The organism is Actinomadura kijaniata NBRC 14229 (genome assembly GCF_001552175.1).
Classification (GTDB): domain Bacteria; phylum Actinomycetota; class Actinomycetes; order Streptosporangiales; family Streptosporangiaceae; genus Spirillospora; species Spirillospora kijaniata.
This window is the reverse complement of record NZ_BCQR01000227.1, coordinates 1-15,815: the sequence shown is the minus strand read 5'-3', so window position 1 is coordinate 15,815 and position 15,815 is coordinate 1. Positions and strand designations below refer to the sequence as shown.

The 15,815-nt window shown below is 70.8% G+C and carries 19 protein-coding genes and 2 tRNA genes; 10 read left to right on the top strand and 11 right to left on the bottom strand.

Features of this window, described 5'->3' with window-relative positions; genetic code table 11:
• A partial coding sequence (locus AKI01S_RS44655; RefSeq protein ID WP_157420598.1) for an HD domain-containing protein occupies window positions 1–336 on the bottom strand: 336 nt, incomplete at its 3' end.
• 102 nt (window positions 337–438) lie between these two features.
• Between AKI01S_RS44655 and AKI01S_RS44650 the strand changes: the two genes are divergently transcribed.
• Window positions 439–1,458: a GlxA family transcriptional regulator gene (locus AKI01S_RS44650; RefSeq protein ID WP_067832237.1), complete on the top strand. Its 1,020-nt coding sequence runs from the start codon at window positions 439–441 to the stop codon at window positions 1,456–1,458.
• A 371-nt stretch (window positions 1,459–1,829) separates the two neighbouring features.
• Here AKI01S_RS44650 and AKI01S_RS44645 read toward each other — a convergent pair whose 3' ends face one another.
• Window positions 1,830–2,252, bottom strand: a complete 423-nt coding sequence (locus AKI01S_RS44645; RefSeq protein WP_169814117.1) for an STAS domain-containing protein — start codon at window positions 2,250–2,252, stop codon at window positions 1,830–1,832.
• 362 nt (window positions 2,253–2,614) lie between these two features.
• On the opposite strand from AKI01S_RS44645, the gene AKI01S_RS44640 reads away from it, so the two are divergent.
• The 3 genes from AKI01S_RS44640 (at window position 2,615) to AKI01S_RS44630 (ending at window position 5,043) form a co-directional block, all read left to right on the top strand.
• Entirely contained in the window at window positions 2,615–3,148 is a 534-nt protein-coding gene (locus tag AKI01S_RS44640) for a hypothetical protein (protein WP_157420596.1), read from the top strand.
• 181 nt (window positions 3,149–3,329) lie between these two features.
• Window positions 3,330–4,253, top strand: a complete 924-nt coding sequence (locus AKI01S_RS44635; RefSeq protein ID WP_084000858.1) for a TrmH family RNA methyltransferase — start codon at window positions 3,330–3,332, stop codon at window positions 4,251–4,253.
• A 37-nt stretch (window positions 4,254–4,290) separates the two neighbouring features.
• Window positions 4,291–5,043: an rRNA methyltransferase gene (locus AKI01S_RS44630; RefSeq protein ID WP_067832232.1), complete on the top strand. Its 753-nt coding sequence runs from the start codon at window positions 4,291–4,293 to the stop codon at window positions 5,041–5,043.
• 147 nt (window positions 5,044–5,190) lie between these two features.
• Here the strand turns inward: AKI01S_RS44630 and AKI01S_RS44625 are convergent.
• Window positions 5,191–5,282: transfer RNA gene (locus AKI01S_RS44625), tRNA-Ser, on the bottom strand.
• Window positions 5,283–5,385: 103 nt separating this feature from the next.
• Window positions 5,386–5,853 (bottom strand): hypothetical protein, encoded by a 468-nt coding sequence (locus tag AKI01S_RS44620; protein ID WP_067832230.1) that lies wholly within the window; start codon window positions 5,851–5,853, stop codon window positions 5,386–5,388.
• A 262-nt stretch (window positions 5,854–6,115) separates the two neighbouring features.
• Here AKI01S_RS44620 and AKI01S_RS44615 point away from each other — a divergent pair.
• Window positions 6,116–6,188 (top strand) — tRNA-Arg (locus tag AKI01S_RS44615).
• Window positions 6,189–6,408: 220 nt separating this feature from the next.
• Here AKI01S_RS44615 and AKI01S_RS44610 read toward each other — a convergent pair.
• Window positions 6,409–7,014 (bottom strand): hypothetical protein, encoded by a 606-nt coding sequence (locus AKI01S_RS44610; RefSeq protein ID WP_157420595.1) that lies wholly within the window; start codon window positions 7,012–7,014, stop codon window positions 6,409–6,411.
• A complete protein-coding gene (locus AKI01S_RS44605) occupies window positions 6,998–8,500 on the bottom strand; it encodes a hypothetical protein (protein WP_067832217.1) in 1,503 nt (500 codons plus the stop codon). The genes AKI01S_RS44610 and AKI01S_RS44605 overlap by 17 nt, the downstream gene beginning before the upstream one ends.
• A gap of 266 nt (window positions 8,501–8,766) precedes the next feature.
• Here AKI01S_RS44605 and AKI01S_RS44600 point away from each other — a divergent pair, with 266 nt between their 5' ends.
• Genes AKI01S_RS44600 through AKI01S_RS44585 form a run of 4 tightly spaced genes read left to right on the top strand, consistent with a single transcriptional unit; the run spans window position 8,767 to window position 10,611 of the window.
• Window positions 8,767–9,387, top strand: a complete 621-nt coding sequence (locus tag AKI01S_RS44600) for a hypothetical protein (protein ID WP_067832212.1) — start codon at window positions 8,767–8,769, stop codon at window positions 9,385–9,387.
• A 32-nt stretch (window positions 9,388–9,419) separates the two neighbouring features.
• Window positions 9,420–9,707: an ArsR/SmtB family transcription factor gene (locus AKI01S_RS44595; RefSeq protein WP_067832211.1), complete on the top strand. Its 288-nt coding sequence runs from the start codon at window positions 9,420–9,422 to the stop codon at window positions 9,705–9,707.
• The gene (locus tag AKI01S_RS44590) at window positions 9,704–10,093 is read left to right on the top strand and encodes a VOC family protein (RefSeq protein WP_067832210.1); all 390 of its coding nucleotides are present in this window, start codon (window positions 9,704–9,706) and stop codon (window positions 10,091–10,093) included. Before AKI01S_RS44595 ends, AKI01S_RS44590 begins: the two co-directional genes overlap by 4 nt.
• A gap of 41 nt (window positions 10,094–10,134) precedes the next feature.
• Window positions 10,135–10,611, top strand: coding sequence for a macro domain-containing protein (locus tag AKI01S_RS44585; RefSeq protein ID WP_067832209.1), 477 nt, complete (start codon window positions 10,135–10,137; stop codon window positions 10,609–10,611).
• Between the two features lie 3 nt (window positions 10,612–10,614).
• On the opposite strand, the gene AKI01S_RS44580 is transcribed toward AKI01S_RS44585, so the two are convergent.
• The 5 genes from AKI01S_RS44580 to AKI01S_RS44560 form a co-directional block, all read right to left on the bottom strand.
• Window positions 10,615–11,061, bottom strand: a complete 447-nt coding sequence (locus AKI01S_RS44580; RefSeq protein ID WP_067832208.1) for a DUF5666 domain-containing protein — start codon at window positions 11,059–11,061, stop codon at window positions 10,615–10,617.
• A 58-nt stretch (window positions 11,062–11,119) separates the two neighbouring features.
• Window positions 11,120–11,890: an ABC transporter permease gene (locus tag AKI01S_RS44575; protein WP_157420594.1), complete on the bottom strand. Its 771-nt coding sequence runs from the start codon at window positions 11,888–11,890 to the stop codon at window positions 11,120–11,122.
• Window positions 11,887–12,804: an ABC transporter ATP-binding protein gene (locus tag AKI01S_RS44570; RefSeq protein ID WP_067832206.1), complete on the bottom strand. Its 918-nt coding sequence runs from the start codon at window positions 12,802–12,804 to the stop codon at window positions 11,887–11,889. The genes AKI01S_RS44575 and AKI01S_RS44570 overlap by 4 nt, the downstream gene beginning before the upstream one ends.
• Window positions 12,805–12,891: 87 nt before the next feature.
• A complete protein-coding gene (locus AKI01S_RS44565) occupies window positions 12,892–13,758 on the bottom strand; it encodes an SDR family oxidoreductase (protein WP_067832204.1) in 867 nt (288 codons plus the stop codon).
• Window positions 13,759–14,001: 243 nt separating this feature from the next.
• Window positions 14,002–14,913 (bottom strand): class I SAM-dependent methyltransferase, encoded by a 912-nt coding sequence (locus tag AKI01S_RS44560; protein WP_067832203.1) that lies wholly within the window; start codon window positions 14,911–14,913, stop codon window positions 14,002–14,004.
• A 47-nt stretch (window positions 14,914–14,960) separates the two neighbouring features.
• On the opposite strand from AKI01S_RS44560, the gene AKI01S_RS44555 reads away from it, so the two are divergent.
• A complete protein-coding gene (locus AKI01S_RS44555) occupies window positions 14,961–15,533 on the top strand; it encodes a helix-turn-helix domain-containing protein (RefSeq protein ID WP_067832201.1) in 573 nt (190 codons plus the stop codon).
• The last annotated feature ends 282 nt before the right edge of the window (window positions 15,534–15,815 follow it).

Sequence of the window (15,815 nt, the reverse complement as noted above, 5' to 3'; positions counted from 1 at the left end):
GTGCAGGGCGATGGCCGTCCAGACCCGGTCGGCCCGTTCACCGGTGATCCCGTGCGTCCGCAGGAAACGGCGGGCCTCGTCGGCGCCGTCGATCTCGAAACGCTGGTCCGTGCGGCGGAAGCGCTCGGTCAGCCCCAGGTCGTGGAACATCGCCCCCACGTACAGCAGCTCGGGGTCGAAATCCAGGCCCTGCTCCCGGCCGCGCAGTGCCCCGAACAGGAAGACCCGCCGGGAGTGGTCGAACAGCAGCGGCGAAGCGGCCTCGCGCACCAGCTCGGTCGCCTCTCTGGCCAGCGCGCTGTCCGGGACGCGCACGTCCGCGATCGTCTCGCTCATCACATGTGCCCTTCTGTGCCCGTTCGGTGAACACCTCCACCCTCACCCGATGGCATAGCCTGGCGCCTTGTCCTTTCTGCCAGGAGAACCACGGATCCAGACATGACGCAGCGTGTGGCCTTTCTGGTGTTCGACGGCGTGACCATGCTCGACGTCAGCGGCCCGGCGGAGGTGCTGCACCAGGCCGTGCGGCTCGGCCTCCCCTACCGGCTGGTGCTGGTCTCCCCGCACGGCGGCGACGTGACGACCGCCTCGGGCCTGGCACTGGCCGGCGCGACCGCGGTGGCCGACGCCGGGCCCGTCGACACGCTCGTGGTCGCGGGCGCCGACCGGCTGGCCGGACAGCCCCTTGAGGACGAGCTGCTGGAGGCGGCCGGCTCCCTCGCCGAGCGGGCGACGCGCGTCGCCTCGGTCTGCAGCGGCGCCTTCGTCCTGGCCGCTCTCGGCCTGCTCGACGGACGCCGGGCGACCACGCACTGGCGGCACGCCGGAACGCTCGCCCGCCGCTATCCCCGGGTGCGGGTGGAGCCGGACGCCCTCTACATCCGCGACGGGCGGTACGTCACCTCCGCGGGGATCAGCGCGGGCATCGACCTGGCCCTCGGGCTGGTGGAGGACGACCACGGGGCGGACGTCGCCCGGGACATCGCCCGCGAGCTGGTCGTGTTCATGCAGCGGCCGGGCGGGCAGTCGCAGTTCTCCACGGCCCTCGCGACCCCGCCGGCACGCAGCGACCTGCTGCGCTCGCTGGTCGCCTCGGTGCTCGCCGACCCGGCTGGCGACCACAGCGTGCCCGCCATGGCGGCGTCCGCGGCCGTCAGCACCCGCCACCTGACCCGGCTGTTCCAGACCGAACTGAACACCACCCCCGGCCGCTGGGTCGAGCGCGTCCGCCTCGACCGAGCCCAGCAGCTGCTCCTGGACGGCCACAGCATCACCTCGGCGGCGCGGCACAGCGGCCTCGGCAGCGACGAGAGCCTCCGCCGCGCCTTCGCTCACCACCTGGGCACCACGCCGAGCGAGTACCGCAGACGCTTCACCACCACCCGCGGCGACACGCCGCCGCTGACCCGTGAGCGCGGGACCTCACGTTCCCGCGCTCGGTCCCGGGGTCACGGATAGTAGGTGGCGAGCTTCTGCTTGATCTTGACGACGGCGGCGGTGAAGGGAACGGGAGCCGGTTCGCCGTTGCGGTGGCCGAGCGGGTTCACCGCGTAGACGGCGCGGCCCCGGCGAACGACCGCGGCTGCCAGGCGTCCACGCCGTCGGCGGTCACGTAGCTGGAGCCGTCGGGGCCCTCACTCGGCTTGTCGCGCTCGGCGCGGGCCGCCGGCCGGCTCTTCCACCGCTACTTGAACACCTGCGCCCCGGTGCGCGACGGGTCGAAGCAGGGATCGGGGCTTGGACCAGGCATGCCCGGCCGGGGGCTGGTCGGCGGGGGCGAGCAGCACGTTCCGATCGACCTCGGCGGGGAGCGCGGTGAGGGCCGGCGATCAGGCGGTTTCGCCATGTGCGGTGTTGCCGCCGAGACCGTCTCCGTCGTCGCTTCCGTCGCCAGGCCGTCGGCCGGTCAGGGCGGCCAGGAGGGCGTCCTCGACGGTGGGGTGCACACCGATGTGGGCATCCAGCCGGGTGATGGCGAACATGCGCCGCACCATGGGTGCCAGGGCGGCCACGCGTATGGTCGCGCCGTGCGCGGTGGCGTACAGGTGGGCGTTGACCAGGACCTGCAGACCGGTGCTGTCCAGCAGCGGGGTGTCGGTCAGGTCCAGCACCAGATGTTCGGCAGGGCTCCGGCGCGCCTGCTGCAAGTAGGCGTGCAGCCGGTCGGCGGTGCGCAGGTCGACCTCGCCGGCCACCGACACCACCGTGACGCCGCCCGGCAGATGACGATGGGACAACTGCAACTCATCCAACGGCCGGCCCCCCTTCGTTCCACCCGACCACGCCACCATCGTCAGTGCGGTCTTTATACATTCTTCTCGAACAGCCCGCACTGACAGCAAGGTCTACGGACAACAGAACTCGCCCTTTTGCGTCGAGGCCGAAAACAGAGCGCAAATACGTCAACGTCCGTCCCGGCGTACGCGCTACTCCACAGGGAGTGCACCGAAGCACCTCCTCCAGGGACGCCGGCCCAGCAGGGCAAGCCGACGCTGTGGGTCATGCAGACTTCACGAACCCTCGGACTCCTCCCGCCACGATCGGCGGCCAGGTCCTAGCGGCTGCGGCGATCGTGTGGCTGGACCGCAGGACGCCCTGGTCACCACTGGCGGCCGTGGTGCTCTCCCTGTGGATCTCAATCGACAACCTCACCTCGGGAAACACGCTGCTGGTCACCGGCAACATCATCATGCTGGCCGGACTCCTGATCTCCAGCGTCGCGGGCGTCCTCGACATCCGGCACAACCGCCGCCACCGGACGCTCCCCCCGCCCAAGCCGCTCAGCAGGCAGAACCCCCGCCGCACCGCCGTCCGGTTCGCCGTCGCGGGCCTGCTCGCGGACGCGGTCGGCGACGCCGCCCCCGAAGCCCCGGACTGGGACGGCCCCGGCCCGGTGCTGTTCGCCCTCCTGGCGCTGATGGTCGCGTTCGTGCCCGGCCGCTTCATGCTCCTGCTGAGCATCCCGCTGAGTGCGGTCTTCATCCTCGGCGTCCTCGCCGACCCCGAGCCCCTCGACCGCCTGACCAACCCCACCGCCCAGCCCCTCGGCTTCGCCGGAACCGTCCTGCAACTGGCCGGTCTCACGACCGCGGTGATCGCGGGCGTCATCGCCGTCCTCCCGCCGAAACCGACGCCCACCAAAGCCTGACCGCCTGCGAAATGAGATACAGAGCGCACCGCAGTCAAAGAGCGGACGATCCCATGACGTTTCCCAACGCCAGCCCGGACGCGATTCGCCCCCAAGAAACTCCCTCGAAAATCAGCGAGCCGCGCTGAAGTCACCAGCTCCGCCGACGAGGGCAGGATCAGCTCGTTGCTAGTGTCGTCCCATGCTGGATCGACGGAATCAGGGCGGGCCGCAACGTGGCCGGGGCGCCGGTCACGGGGCGTCCAAGGGGGCGCGGCGCACCAAGGCGCCGGACCGGGTCCGCAGCCGCAACGACCAGTTCCAGACGTGGCAGGCGCTGCTCACCAACCGGAACAAGCGCCAGCGGCTCGGTGAGTTCCTGATCCACGGAGTCCGGCCGATCTCCCTGGCCGTCGAGCACGAATGGCCGCTGCGCCGCCTGCTCTATCCGGCCGAGCAGAAGCTGTCCACCTGGGCGGAGGGCCTTCTGCGGGACGGCGGCGTCCCGTCGATCGCGGTCGACCCGGAACTCCTGCGGGAGCTCGGCGAACGCGAGTCCGCCCCGGAACTGATCGCCGTCGGCGCCATCAAGCCGGACGACCTCGACCGCCTGGCCACGGGGCCCGACTTCCTCGGCGTGGCCTTCGACCGGCCGACGAACCCGGGCAACATCGGCACGCTGGTCCGTTCCGCCGACGCGTTCGGCGCCTCGGGACTGCTCGTGTCCGGCCACGCCGCCGACATCTACGACCCCAAGGCGGTGCGCGCCAGCACGGGGTCGATGTTCCGCCTGCCCGTGGTCCGCAGCCCGTCCCCGGACAAGGTGCTGGACTGGGTGACCGCCCGGCGTGAGAGCGGCCTGCCCATCAGGATCGTGGGCACCGACGAGCACGGCGAGACACCGGTGACCGACTGCGACCTGACCGGGCCCGTCCTCCTGGTCGTCGGCAACGAGACGCTCGGCATGAGCGCCCGCTGGCGCGAACTCTGCGACGAGACCGTCAGCATCCCCATCGGCGGCGCCGCCAGCTCGCTCAACGCCGCGTCCGCCGGCACCCTCATGCTCTACGAATCCGCCCGGCAGCGCGGATTCCCCGCAGCCCACCAGGCCAGGACCCGCGACTAAGCTCGATCTCCAGGACGAGTCCCGGAGAGGGGAACCGGTGGGCTACACCCACGTCGTCGTCAAAGGCGACTACACCGATCTCGCGAGCGGGTCGGTCCTGCGCTCGGCGCCCGGTTTCCCCGCCTTTCCCGTCCGGCTCGCCTCTGAGATCTTCCTGCGCGCCCTGACGCTGCGCGGCGGCGACGCTCCCGCCGTGGTCTGGGACCCCTGCTGCGGCAGCGGCTACCTGCTGTCGACCCTGGGGCTGCTGCACCGCGCGGAGATCACCTCGCTGGTGGCCAGCGACATCGACGACGAAGCGCTGGAACTGGCCCGCGAGAACCTCGGCCTGCTCGACCCCGACGCACTGGAAGAACGAGCAAAAGCGCTGGAGGACCGGGCGGAGCGCTTCGGCAAACCGTCCTACCTGGAGGCCGCGGAGGCAGCGCGCAGACTCAGCGCGAGCCTGGCGGCACAGGGCGGACGGCTGCCGACGACAGCCCACCGAGCAAACGTCTTCGACCCGACCGCACTGAGAACAACACTCGGCGGGACCACGCCGGACATCGTCATCACGGACATCCCCTACGGCGAGCAGACGACCTGGCAGGACGCCGACGGCGCCGGCGTCCCGGAAATGCTGAGAGCCGTCGCATCAGTCCTCACAGACGACGCAGTGCTGGCGATCGCAGCACGCGGCCGCAAAGTACTACTCGACGGATCCTGCCGCCCCGACCAGTCGTTCCGCATAGGCACCCGCGCCATAGCGCTGCTGAGAGCCTCGAACCTCTCCACACAGACGAACCAGTAAACCCGCCACGCCTCAGATCAAATTACGAAGCCCGCAAACGACAGCAGCCCGCCTCCGCCCCCCATGATGGGTAGGCGGCAAGGCGACCACACCAGAGACCAGAAACGCCTCCGCCGAGGAAGTGATCCTCAGCGGAGGCGCTGGTAGTGGCGGAGGATGAGGGATTTGAACCCTCGATGGGCTTGCACCCAAACCGCATTAGCAGTGCGGCGCCATAGACCGGACTAGGCGAATCCTCCAGGCTCAGCACAGGTTACCGGTCGGCGAGCCAACCGGCAAAGCGCAACGACAGCATATGGCGCGCCGGGGGTGCTCCGCACGGTGGAGCACCCCCGGCCCGGGTCAGGAGCCGAAGCGGAAGGTGCCGCTGAAGCCGCACGCCTTGCCCAGGTCGGCGGCGTTCTGCGTGATCTGGGAGAAGGAGTTCATGCCGGTGGCGCCGCCCGAGGTGGAGTTGCGCAGCATGTTGGCCATGCTGTCCAGGTCGCCCGCGAGCTTGCCCGCGGCGCTCTGGACGTCGCCGCCGGCCCGGTCGCCCTCGGAACGGATCCTGGACGCGGTGTTCTGGTACTGCTGCGCCATCTGGGTGGTCTGCTGCTTCAGCTGCGACAGCCCGGCCGACGGGTTGCTGAGGTCGGGCTTGGGCATCTTGGCGTTCTGGCTGAGCGTCTCCAGCTCCGTCTTGATGTTGTTGCAGGCGGACGCCTTGTCGCCGCCACCGGTGACGGCCGACAGCGGGCCACAGGCCGTGGAGGTGAGCATCACGCCACCGATCGCGAGCACGCCGACGAGCTTGGTGGACATGCGCATAGGGGGTATCTCCTTGCAGAGCGGGGGTCGCAGCCGGTGTCGTCCCACCGGTCACTTGCGTCACGTACGGAGGTTGGATGCATACCTGCCGCAAACGGTTCCCAGCACCGCGAACCTCTTCCCGGCGTCCACGTTCGAAGCACTCCTCCAGGTGTCCTAGACTTGAACCCGTTGCCGCGAGGGAACAGCGGGGAACGGACCACCGGCCCGGAGCTGCTAGACTCTCAACGCGACACCGCCCCAGGCGACACACCTGGAGCGAGCACCCGTAGCTCAATGGATAGAGCATCTGACTACGGATCAGAAGGTTTGGGGTTCGAATCCCTACGGGTGCGCAACAGAACAAAGGCCACTTCCAATCATCGGAAGTGGCCTTTGTGCTTTCCATGGGAGCTGAATGCTTCGGCTGCCGTGAATATGTGGATGAGCAGCTCGTTCCGGCAGTGTTCTTGGTTGGCCGTCATCAGCGAGGTGCGGCCCGGTTCGGGTTTGCTGCCCGGGCGTGGAGCGTCTTACGTCATCCTCGGCGATTGGTTGTTGGGCCGTTCGTCGCGTTCACCCGGACGAGGTGTGCGGTTCGGTGCGTTGGAGGAGGGAGCGGGAGAACACCAGGTCGTACCTGGTGGGGGCTGCAACTGGTGGCTGGTGGGTGAGGGAGTAGGAGGCGTGGGGGGCCCATAGTTCGATCTCTTCCAGGGGACCGAAACGGCTCTCGATCTCGGGCTTGGTCGCCGTCCATGGTTTGAGCTGAGAGGGGTCGGCGGGGAGCGGGGTGTTCGCCGCGGTTCGCACGAAGCGTTCGTCCCAGACCATGCCGTCGGAGCGGCCGTAGACCTCTAGGGCGAAGGCGGGCCAGAGGCGGAGTGCGAAGGTGCGGACGGTGAACCGCTGGCCTGCTTCGTGGCGTTGTTCCTCGTGCAGGGGCGGGCCGAGGATCTCGCTGATCGGGGCGAAGGACGGGCGCAGGATGAAGTTCTCCGCTTGGACGCGCTGGTAGGAAGCCTCCATGGTGCTCCGGTTCGCGCCGACCACGGCCAAGGCTTCTTCGACGAGGTCGGGTGGGGCGTCCACCATCGCGTGCAGCATGAACAACTCGTAGTCGAGCGCGGTCAGTGGCGTGTCACCCGGCATCGCGTCGGTCTCCTCAGTCCAGGAACTCAATCCTGACCTCCTTGGCTTCTTCGTCATACCAGCGGGTGGACCTGCGCATGGTCACCGTTCCGTTCCCGGAGACCACGAAGGTGTCGGGGACGGTCGGATGGCCCGGCACCACGGCGATGTCGCCGTTGGGCAAGGCGATCTGCCCCGCTTGGCCCCAGGCGCGTTGTGCGGCGTGCATCGCGGCCTCGGCCGCCTCTCGCCGGGGCAGTCCGAGTCCGTTGACCCGTTCGACGATATGGGCGCGTCGACCTGAGGTGAGCTGCTTGGCCTCGGCGCCGATCACTGTGCCGAGCAGCCCGGCGCCGTGCTGCTCGTAGACACCGCGCAGGCCGCCCGAGGCCGTGGCGAGTTTCCGCAGTTGTTCATCGGAGTGATGGCCGAATCCCACTTTTGGCTGTTGTTCGGCTGAGCCGCCGCTACCGGCGACCTTGCGGTCGGGTGGGGTTTTGTCCGGGCCTGCCACGCGGACGTCGCCTGGGTCGGGGGGCGGGGTAGGTTTGGCGGTCTTCAGGGGGGTGGGGGGCAGGTCCTTGCCTGCCTTGGCCAGTTCGGTTCCGGGGGGTTTTCCTTCGGGGCGGGTTTTGCCGCTGAGGGTGCGGACGCCTGTTCCGAGTCTGGACGTTGCTCCCGCGCCGCCTGTGAGGACCGTCAGCACGATGTTGGGGCCCAGGCGGCCGTAGGCGCGGAGGGGGTCGCGTTTCCACTCCTCCCAGTCGATCGCCGCCTTGGCGAGAGCCACCGGGTCCTGGACGCCTTCGTACAGTCCCTTCAGTTGGCCGATCGGTCCGCGTTCTCGCCAACCGTCGGGGTCGATCATCAGGTAGTACGGGGCGGTCCAGGGGTTGCCGGCCAGGCCCGCCAGTCCGATGTCCTTGAGCGAGTCCCATACGCCGGGGAGGTAGCTGCGCCAGTAGCCCTGCCAGGGAGGCGCGTCGTGTTGGGACAGGGCGATCCGGGCGGTGGCGAGCGCCGTGTGCAGTTGCTCTTCTTTGAGGAGTTCGGTGCGGCGGTGTTCGAGGTCTTGGCGTTGGCCGGAGAGCCACTGTCCGGCCTGTCTGATCCGGGTGCCGGGGGTGGGGTCGAGTCCCAGCCCGGTCAGGACGCGCGCCAGGGAGCCACCGGCGTTCTGCCAGGCGGCGCCGGCCTGGGACAGTTCGGCGGCCAGTGTGTTCAGCAGGTTCGGAGATCCAGAGCGGATGTCGCCGCCGCGTGGGCCGCTTGGAGGGCCGGGTACGTGGGGCTCGCGGACGCGGGGTGGATGAGGGGCTTGGGCGGCCAGCCGACGTACCTGGTCGAACGCCTCGTAGAACGCCGTCCGGGTGGTGCGATGCCGTGCGGCCATGCCGGTGAACAGCCGGTCGGCGGCCGGGCCGTTCAGGGCCCCGTCCAGTAGCGTCGTGTACGCCCTGTTCAGGGCCGGGCCGTACTGGTCGGCGAGCCTCCTGACGCGGGGGAGCTCGGCCGCGGCGTGCTCGGCGCGGCTCAACGGGCCGCCTTGCCATCGCCTTCGGGGCGATTCGTTCGCAACACGAGGTGGGGACCTCCGGCCGTGGGGGCGGCGGATCACGGTGACCAGGCCACAGGTAACGCACTGTCAAGCCGCCCGTCAACAGACTTGCTGTGGATGGGGAGAAAGGCTGCCGGAAGTGGCCGCATCGGGTCGGGAATGGCTGGTTGTTCGTGGTGGTGTGGTCTGGGCGGGCGCGGTCATATGGGTTTTGTCGCTATCGTCGGCTTTTTTGAGGGGTGACGATGGGGACTTTCGCGGAGGGGCCGCCCGAGGAGCTGGTGGCCGCGGCGGCGGCGCAGCCGGGCGGGTGGGTGTACGAGATCGACTCGGCGTGGGTCGACGATCCGGACGGGCATGTGCCTCCGGAGGCGATCCGGGGTGGCTGGAAGGTCGGCGACGACGGGCGGCTGACCGGGGAGTTCCACGAGAACCCGCGGTACGCGGCGGTGCGGGACGACTACTCGGCGTTGGACGAGCCCGATCAGTGGATGGGGTGGCTCGGGGAGAACCCGGGCGCGTACGTGCGGGAGCAGATCGCCGACATCCTGAACCGTCAGGTGTCCGGGTCGGTGCTCGAATGGCTGCTGCTGCGGGAGCGGGCCCGGTGCCTGACCGGGGCGCGGAGGGAGGAGGGCGACGGGGACTCGGTGCTGGTGACGCGGACCGGGTTCGTGGTGGTGTTCGTGCTGGCGGTGCGGCCGCCGCATGGTCGGCAGGCCGTGCTGAACGGCGTCTTCACGTGGGCGGCGGCCGGACTCGACCGGCCGGGGGCGCGGCGGGACCGGGTCTGGTTCGACCTGGACGCCGGTCTGGACTGGGCCGAGGAGCAGTTGAAGACCAGGATTTACGAGGTCGGGGGCTGACAGGCAAGTGACGGCTTGCCTATAGTGGGCGTGTGGGCGACGTATTCAAGGCCCTGTCCGAGCCGACGCGCCGGAAGCTCCTGGACGAGCTGGCCGAGCGGGACGGGCAGACGCTGTTCGAGCTGTGCGCGCGGCTGACCATGAAGCATGGTCTGACGTCCTCGCGCCAGGCGATCTCGCAGCACCTCGCCGTGCTGGAGGACGCCGGGCTGGTCGAGGTGCGGCGCGAGGGGCGTTACAAGTTCCACCACCTGAACACGGCGCCCCTGGAGCGCATCGCCGACCGATGGCTGCGCCGGACCGAAGGGGAACGACCATGAGGATCTACGTCACCAGCGTCCTCGTCGACGACCAGGAGAAGGCCCTGCGCTTCTACACCGAGGTGCTGGGGTTCGTGAAGAAGACCGACGTGCCCGCGGGCGGGGGCCGCTGGCTGACCGTGGTGTCGCCGGACGCGCCCGACGGCGTGGAGCTGCTGCTGGAGCCGTCGGGGCATCCGGCGGCCGGGCCGTTCAAGGAGGCGCTCGTCGAGGACGGGATCCCGTTCACGTCGTTCGCCGTCGACGACGTGCAGGCCGAGTACGAGCGGCTCAGCGGGCTCGGCGTGCGCTTCACCCAGGAGCCCCTGGACGTGGGGGCGGCGGTGATCGCCACGTTCGACGACACCTGTGGCAACCTCATCCAGATGGCCCAGCTCAAGGGTTGACCGAGTGCGTTCTGTCGGTGCGTGGCGTTATGTTCCGCTTTATGGAGGCGGTTCGGTACGTGCGGGGGGACGCCACGTCACCACAGGCCAAGGGCGTGAAGGTCGTCGCGCACGTCTGCAACGACCTCGGCGGCTGGGGCAAGGGGTTCGTGCTGGCGGTGTCGCGGCGCTGGAAGGAGCCCGAGGCGGCCTACCGGGCGTGGCACCGGGAGCGGGCCCGCAACGACTTCGGGCTCGGCGCGGTGCAGTTCGTGCGGGTCGAGCCCTATGTGTGGGTCGCGAACATGGTCGCCCAGCGCGGCTACAAACGCGGCGGCAAGGGCGTGCGGGTCCAGTACGACGCGCTCGACCGGTGCCTGGAGAAGCTCGGCGAACGGGCGCTGGAGCTCGGCGCGTCCGTGCACATGCCGCGCATCGGCGTCGGGCTGGGCGGCGGCAAGTGGTCCGCGGTCGAGCCCCTCATCGAGCGGCGCCTGGCCGAACGCGACGTCCCCGTCACCGTCTACGACTTCGACTGAGCCTCAGCGGCGGCGCGGTGAACGCAGGAACGCGGCGGTGCGGGTGTCGCCGGAGCGCTCGCCCATCACGACGACCCGGTCGCCGACGGCGAACGCCGACAGCGAGGAGCGTTCACCGCGCTTGCCGAAGCGGGTCCGGTCGTTGGTGGTCCACTGCCAGGTCACGCCGTTCTCGCTCTTCACCGACACGGTCGCGCCGGACCTGGCGGTGATCTGGCCGCGCTGCCAGGTCCGCAGCTTGAACGCGCCGTCGCGGTTCTTGACCGTGGCCTCCCCGTGCAGGCCGAGTCCGCCGCGGTGATGCCACCGCCGCCCGTCGTCGCGCGGGGCGGCGGCGGGGGTGAACTCGGCCGCCGGGCCGCTCGCGGCGGCCGGAACGGTCAGGTACAGGCCCATGCCGAGCAGGCCCGTCGCCGCCGCCCCCAGGGCGATCTTCTTGTTCACGTTCATGCGTCCCCAGCCAACCGGAGGCGGCTGGAGGAGGGCTGGGGGTTTCCTGAAAGTTCGCTCAGGCGTCGCGGCGGCGCAGCGCCGTCCGCGCCCCGAGCAGGAACGCCGCCGTCCAGACGGCCAGCAGCGCCAGCCCGACGGCGGGGCCGTAGGAGTCGCCGCCGCCGTTCATGAAGTGGCGGCCCGCCGAGGACGGCAGCGCGTCGGAGATCCACTGCCCGAGCGCCGTGTTGGAGCCGCCGATCAGCATCGGCAACGCCATCAGGAACAGGAACACCGTGGTCACCGCCCCCGCCGTGCTGCGCAGCAGCGTTCCGATCCCCAGCACCAGCACGCTGGTCAGCGCCAGGTAGACGCCGATCGCCGCCGAGTCGGCCAGCGTCCCGCCCACCGAGAAGCGGCCCCAGTCGCCCAGGACCGGGGCCGCGACCGCCGTGCCCAGCAGCCCGAGCAGCATCCCGGCGGGGAACGTCACGGCGGCCAGCACGGCCGACTTGGCCAGCAGCACCACCCCGCGCCGCGGCGCCCACCGCAGCGTGGTGCCGATGCTCCCGGTCGCGTACTCGGCGGTGATCGCCAGGATGGCGAAGGTCAGCACGACGAACTGCACGAGGTCCACCGACCCGACCGCCGTGTCGCTGGCCACGACGACGCCCAGGTCGTCGCCGGGGACGTCGTTGGTGTTGTTGTGCACGGTGCTGGTGGCCAGGGTGAACGCCATCGCCGCCATCAGCGCGAACGCGCCCGCCAGCGTCCACCAGGTGGAACGCAGCGACCACAGCTTGGTCCACTCGGCCGCGAAGGCCCTGCGCGGTACCTCCACCGTCACACCCCCGCCCTGTCGGAGACGCCGTACTCGACGCTCGCGCCGGTCAGTTCCATGTACGCCTCCTCCAGCGAGGCGGCCTGCGTCCTGAGCTCCAGGAGCGGGACGTTCAGCTCGTGGGCGAGGAGCCCGACGCGTTCGATCGCGACGCCCGACACCGTGAGCGTGTCGTCGGCACGGTGCGCCTCGGCGCCGAGCCGTTCGGTCAGCGCCCTGGCCAGGGTGGTGGCCTCGGGGCTGCGCGCGCACACCACGTTGCGGGAGCTGCGCGCGATGATCTCGGCGGTCGGCGCGTCCGCCAGCAGCCGTCCCCGGCCGATCACCACGAGACGGTCGGCGGTCAGCTCCATCTCGCTCATCAGGTGGCTCGACACGAACACCGTGCGGCCCTCGGCGGCCAACGACCGCATCAGCCGCCGCACCCACAGCACGCCGTCGGGGTCCAGGCCGTTGACCGGCTCGTCGAACAGCAGCACCCGCGGGTCGCCCAGCAGCGCGCCCGCGATGCCGAGCCGCTGTCCCATGCCGAGCGAGAACGTCCCCGCGCGCCGGTCCGCGACCGCCGTCAGGCCGACGGTCTCCAGCACCTCGTCGACGCGGCGCGCCGGGATGCCGTTGCCGCGTGCCATCGCCAGCAGATGGGCGCGGGCGGACCGGCCGGGGTGCAGCGCCTTGGCGTCCAGCAGCGCCCCGACCTCCCGCAGCGGCCACCGCAGCGTCGCGTACGGCCGCCCGCCGACCAGCGCCTCGCCCGCGGTCGGCCGGTCCAGCCCCACGATCATGCGCATGGTGGTCGACTTGCCCGCGCCGTTCGGACCGAGGAAGCCGGTCACCCGCCCGGCCCCGATCTCCAACGTCAGGTCGTCGACGGCGGTGGTGTCCCCGTACCGTTTGGTCAGTCCCCGCAGTGTGATCATCGGATTCCCTCCGTTCGACCACGAACGCTAGGGACCGGTCCTCGCCCGCCGCAGTGCGCGAACGTCAGCCGCCGTCCCCGACTTTCGTCAGGGCCGCAGGTCGCCGGCGTGGTCGCGCGCCCACTCCGCGAACGTCCGCGCCCGTCCCGTCACGGCCTCGGCGGTCGGCAGCGGCCCGAACGCCGACAGGTCGAGCGCGCCCCGGTCCTCCGGGACGGCCGGGGCGCCCGAGTAGTCCTCGAAGCCGAGCAGGAAATCGGCGTTGTCGGCGGCGAACCCGCCCTGCCGCCGGTAGATCTCCCGGGCCCGCTCGGGCGTGACCCGTTCGAGGCGGATCTCCCGGCCGAGCGCCTCCCCGATGATCCGGACCTGGTCGCGGACGCTCAGGAACTCGGGCCCGTTCAGCGTGTACGCCCGGCCCGCGTGCCCGTCCTCCAGCAGCGCGGCCGCCGCGACGTCGGCGATGTCGTCCTCGTGGACCGGGCACCAGGTCGCGTCGGGGAACGGGTCGCGCACGACGCCCTCGGCGCGGATCGACGGCCCCCAGATCCACAGCTTGTTCAGCATGAACTCGCCGGGCCGCACATGGGTCCACTCCAGCCCGGACGCCTCGACGGCCTGCTCGACGGGGAGGTGGAAGTCGGTGTCGTAGCCGCCCTCGACGGCCCCCGACGACAGCGTCACGACGCGCCGCGCCCCCGCCGCCGCGAACTTCCGGGCCACCTCCTTGGCGGTGGCCGCGACGGGGAAGAGGTAGACGCGCTCGACGCCGTCCAGGGCCCCGTCCAGGGAGTCGGGGTCGGTCAGGTCGCCGCGCACGACCCGCACGTCGCGGGGAAGGGCGGCGTTCTCGGGGGCGCGGCTGATCGCCCGGACGGGGACGCGGGCGCGGACGAGCCGGTCCACGACGCGCCTGCCGATCTGTCCCGTCGCTCCGGTCACCAGAATGGTCATGGCCGTTCCTCCTTGTCGGCGGGCATGCCGAAGAAGCCCGCTGGGGGCGTGAATTGCCGGTACTTCATCCTGGGGTCGACGACACCGGGCGAGCAAACGCGAACACGTTGTTCACATACGGCTCCTACCTGCGAAAACGATGTCGTCGAAGGAAAGCGGACGGGTTTGCTTTTCGGGGCGTCGTCGCTGCTCAGCGCGCCGGGGAAGCATTTCTTCGAATTATTTTCCCGTGCCGGTGCGGGCTTATGGGCGCGCGGCGGTCCAGACCGTCCGGGTGGCGCGGACGGTGAGGTCGGTCCGGCGGAGGACGCTGTGCGGACCCTCGTCGTCGAGGAGGGCGTCGAGGGTGGCCAGGTCGTCGGGGGCCAGCCGGTCGTCGAGGTGGGAGCGGAACTTGCGCAGCAGTGCCCGGGCGTAGCGTCCGGCGGCGGGCGGCGGGGACGCCTGCTCGAAGCTCAGCACGCGCCTGTCCTCCAGGGCGAAACCGGCTTCGGTCAGGTACGGGCCCCAGTCGATGTCCAGGCGCGGGCCCTGCTGCTCGCGCCGTTCGGCGAGGGCGGCGTGGCAGCGCGCCTCCAGCCCGGAACGGCCGAGACCGAGGTCGTCGGGCAGGAAACGCGGGAAGGCGTCCAGCTCCAGCACGGCCAGCAGCCCGCCGGGACGGAGCGCGGCGAAGACCTCGCGCAGCACGCGGACCGGGTCGGCCAGATGGTGCACGGACGCGGACGCCCACACCAGATCGACGGTGCCGACGGGCGGCCACGCGTCGTCGAGGTCGGCCTGGACGGTGGTGACCCGGTCGGCCATCCCGAGGTCCTGGGCCTTGTGCCGGAGGCGTTCCAGCATGGACGTGGCGGCGTCCACGGCGATCACCTCGGCGTCGGGGAAGCGCCGCAGCAACGCGACGGTGCCGGCGCCGGTGCCGCTGCCCAGGTCGAGGATCCGGCGCGGCGGCCGGTCGCCCGCCGACTCCGCCAGCCGTCCGGTCGTCTCCGCCAGCAGGGGGTGCAGGACCTCGGCGTCGAGATCCAGCATCTCCGCGAGGCCGGAGTCGTCGGCCGGGCCGTGCCCGTGGTGAGCGTGCCCGTGGTGAGCGTGCCCGTGGTGAGCGTGCCCGTGGTGAAGGTTCTGGTGTCCGTGCGGTTGGGAAGCCATGTCGCGACTGTACGAGCTTCTTGCGCGCAGGTCATATCATCTTGCGTATGGCGCAAGAAGAGGTCGACGCACTGGTCCGGGGACGCATCCGAGGGCTGCGGCTGGCCAAGGGGTGGTCGCTGGACGACCTGGCGGCGCGCTGCGGGCTGAGCCCCTCCACGTTGAGCCGGATCGAGACGGGCGGGCGGCGGATCGGGCTGGACCAGCTGGTCGTGATCGCCCAGGCGCTGGAGACCACCCTCGACCAGCTGGTGGAGCCCGCCGGCGACGAGGACGTGGTGATCCGGCCGAAGCACGACGAAGCGCGGGGGTTCACGGCCTGGACGCTGAACCGGGACACCGGCCCGCACGGCCTCACCGTGGCGAAGATCCGCATGACCAGGCCGGTGCGGCGCGGGGTCGACGAGCTGAAGGTCCATCCGGGGCGGGACTGGTTCACGGTCCTGTCGGGGACCGTGACGCTGCTGCTGGGCGACCGGACCATCCTGGTCGAGGCCGGTCAGGCGGCGGAGTTCTCCACGATGGTCCCGCACGCGTTCGGAGCCTACGACGGCCCGGCGGAGATCCTGACCATCCTCGACCCCGACGGCAAGCGCACCCACCTCCGCAAGAGGAAGTGAACGCCGCCCCGGCCTCGCCGGGGAGTCAGGAAGCCCCGGCTGTGGGCCGACGCGCCCCGCGCGGCAGCGCTCCTGCTGATCCGGGACACGCCTTGGGTGCGCTTCGTCGGGTCGCCGCGATCGCGTGCCCGGCCGTCCGCAGGGGCACCGGCTGACGCGGGCGTCTCCGCTCCCGTTCCCTGTGACGGCCCGCCACGAGGACCGTTCCCCGCATCCAGGGACGGCGGGACACGTCCGGCTGACGCGGCGGGCTAGGCGGTGTTTCAAAGCCCTGGCCTACGG

Coding starts and splice junctions, on each gene's coding strand:
- AKI01S_RS44555 (WP_067832201.1), top strand. CDS start 14,961: ATGGCGCAAGAAGAGGTCGACGCACTGGTCCGGGGACGCATCCGAGGG.
- AKI01S_RS44585 (WP_067832209.1), top strand. CDS start 10,135: ATGGAGGCGGTTCGGTACGTGCGGGGGGACGCCACGTCACCACAGGCC.
- AKI01S_RS44600 (WP_067832212.1), top strand. CDS start 8,767: ATGGGGACTTTCGCGGAGGGGCCGCCCGAGGAGCTGGTGGCCGCGGCG.
- AKI01S_RS44590 (WP_067832210.1), top strand. CDS start 9,704: ATGAGGATCTACGTCACCAGCGTCCTCGTCGACGACCAGGAGAAGGCC.
- AKI01S_RS44635 (WP_084000858.1), top strand. CDS start 3,330: ATGCTGGATCGACGGAATCAGGGCGGGCCGCAACGTGGCCGGGGCGCC.
- AKI01S_RS44565 (WP_067832204.1), bottom strand. CDS start 13,758: ATGACCATTCTGGTGACCGGAGCGACGGGACAGATCGGCAGGCGCGTC.
- AKI01S_RS44560 (WP_067832203.1), bottom strand. CDS start 14,913: ATGGCTTCCCAACCGCACGGACACCAGAACCTTCACCACGGGCACGCT.
- AKI01S_RS44650 (WP_067832237.1), top strand. CDS start 439: ATGACGCAGCGTGTGGCCTTTCTGGTGTTCGACGGCGTGACCATGCTC.
- AKI01S_RS44570 (WP_067832206.1), bottom strand. CDS start 12,804: ATGATCACACTGCGGGGACTGACCAAACGGTACGGGGACACCACCGCC.
- AKI01S_RS44580 (WP_067832208.1), bottom strand. CDS start 11,061: ATGAACGTGAACAAGAAGATCGCCCTGGGGGCGGCGGCGACGGGCCTG.
- AKI01S_RS44620 (WP_067832230.1), bottom strand. CDS start 5,853: ATGCGCATGTCCACCAAGCTCGTCGGCGTGCTCGCGATCGGTGGCGTG.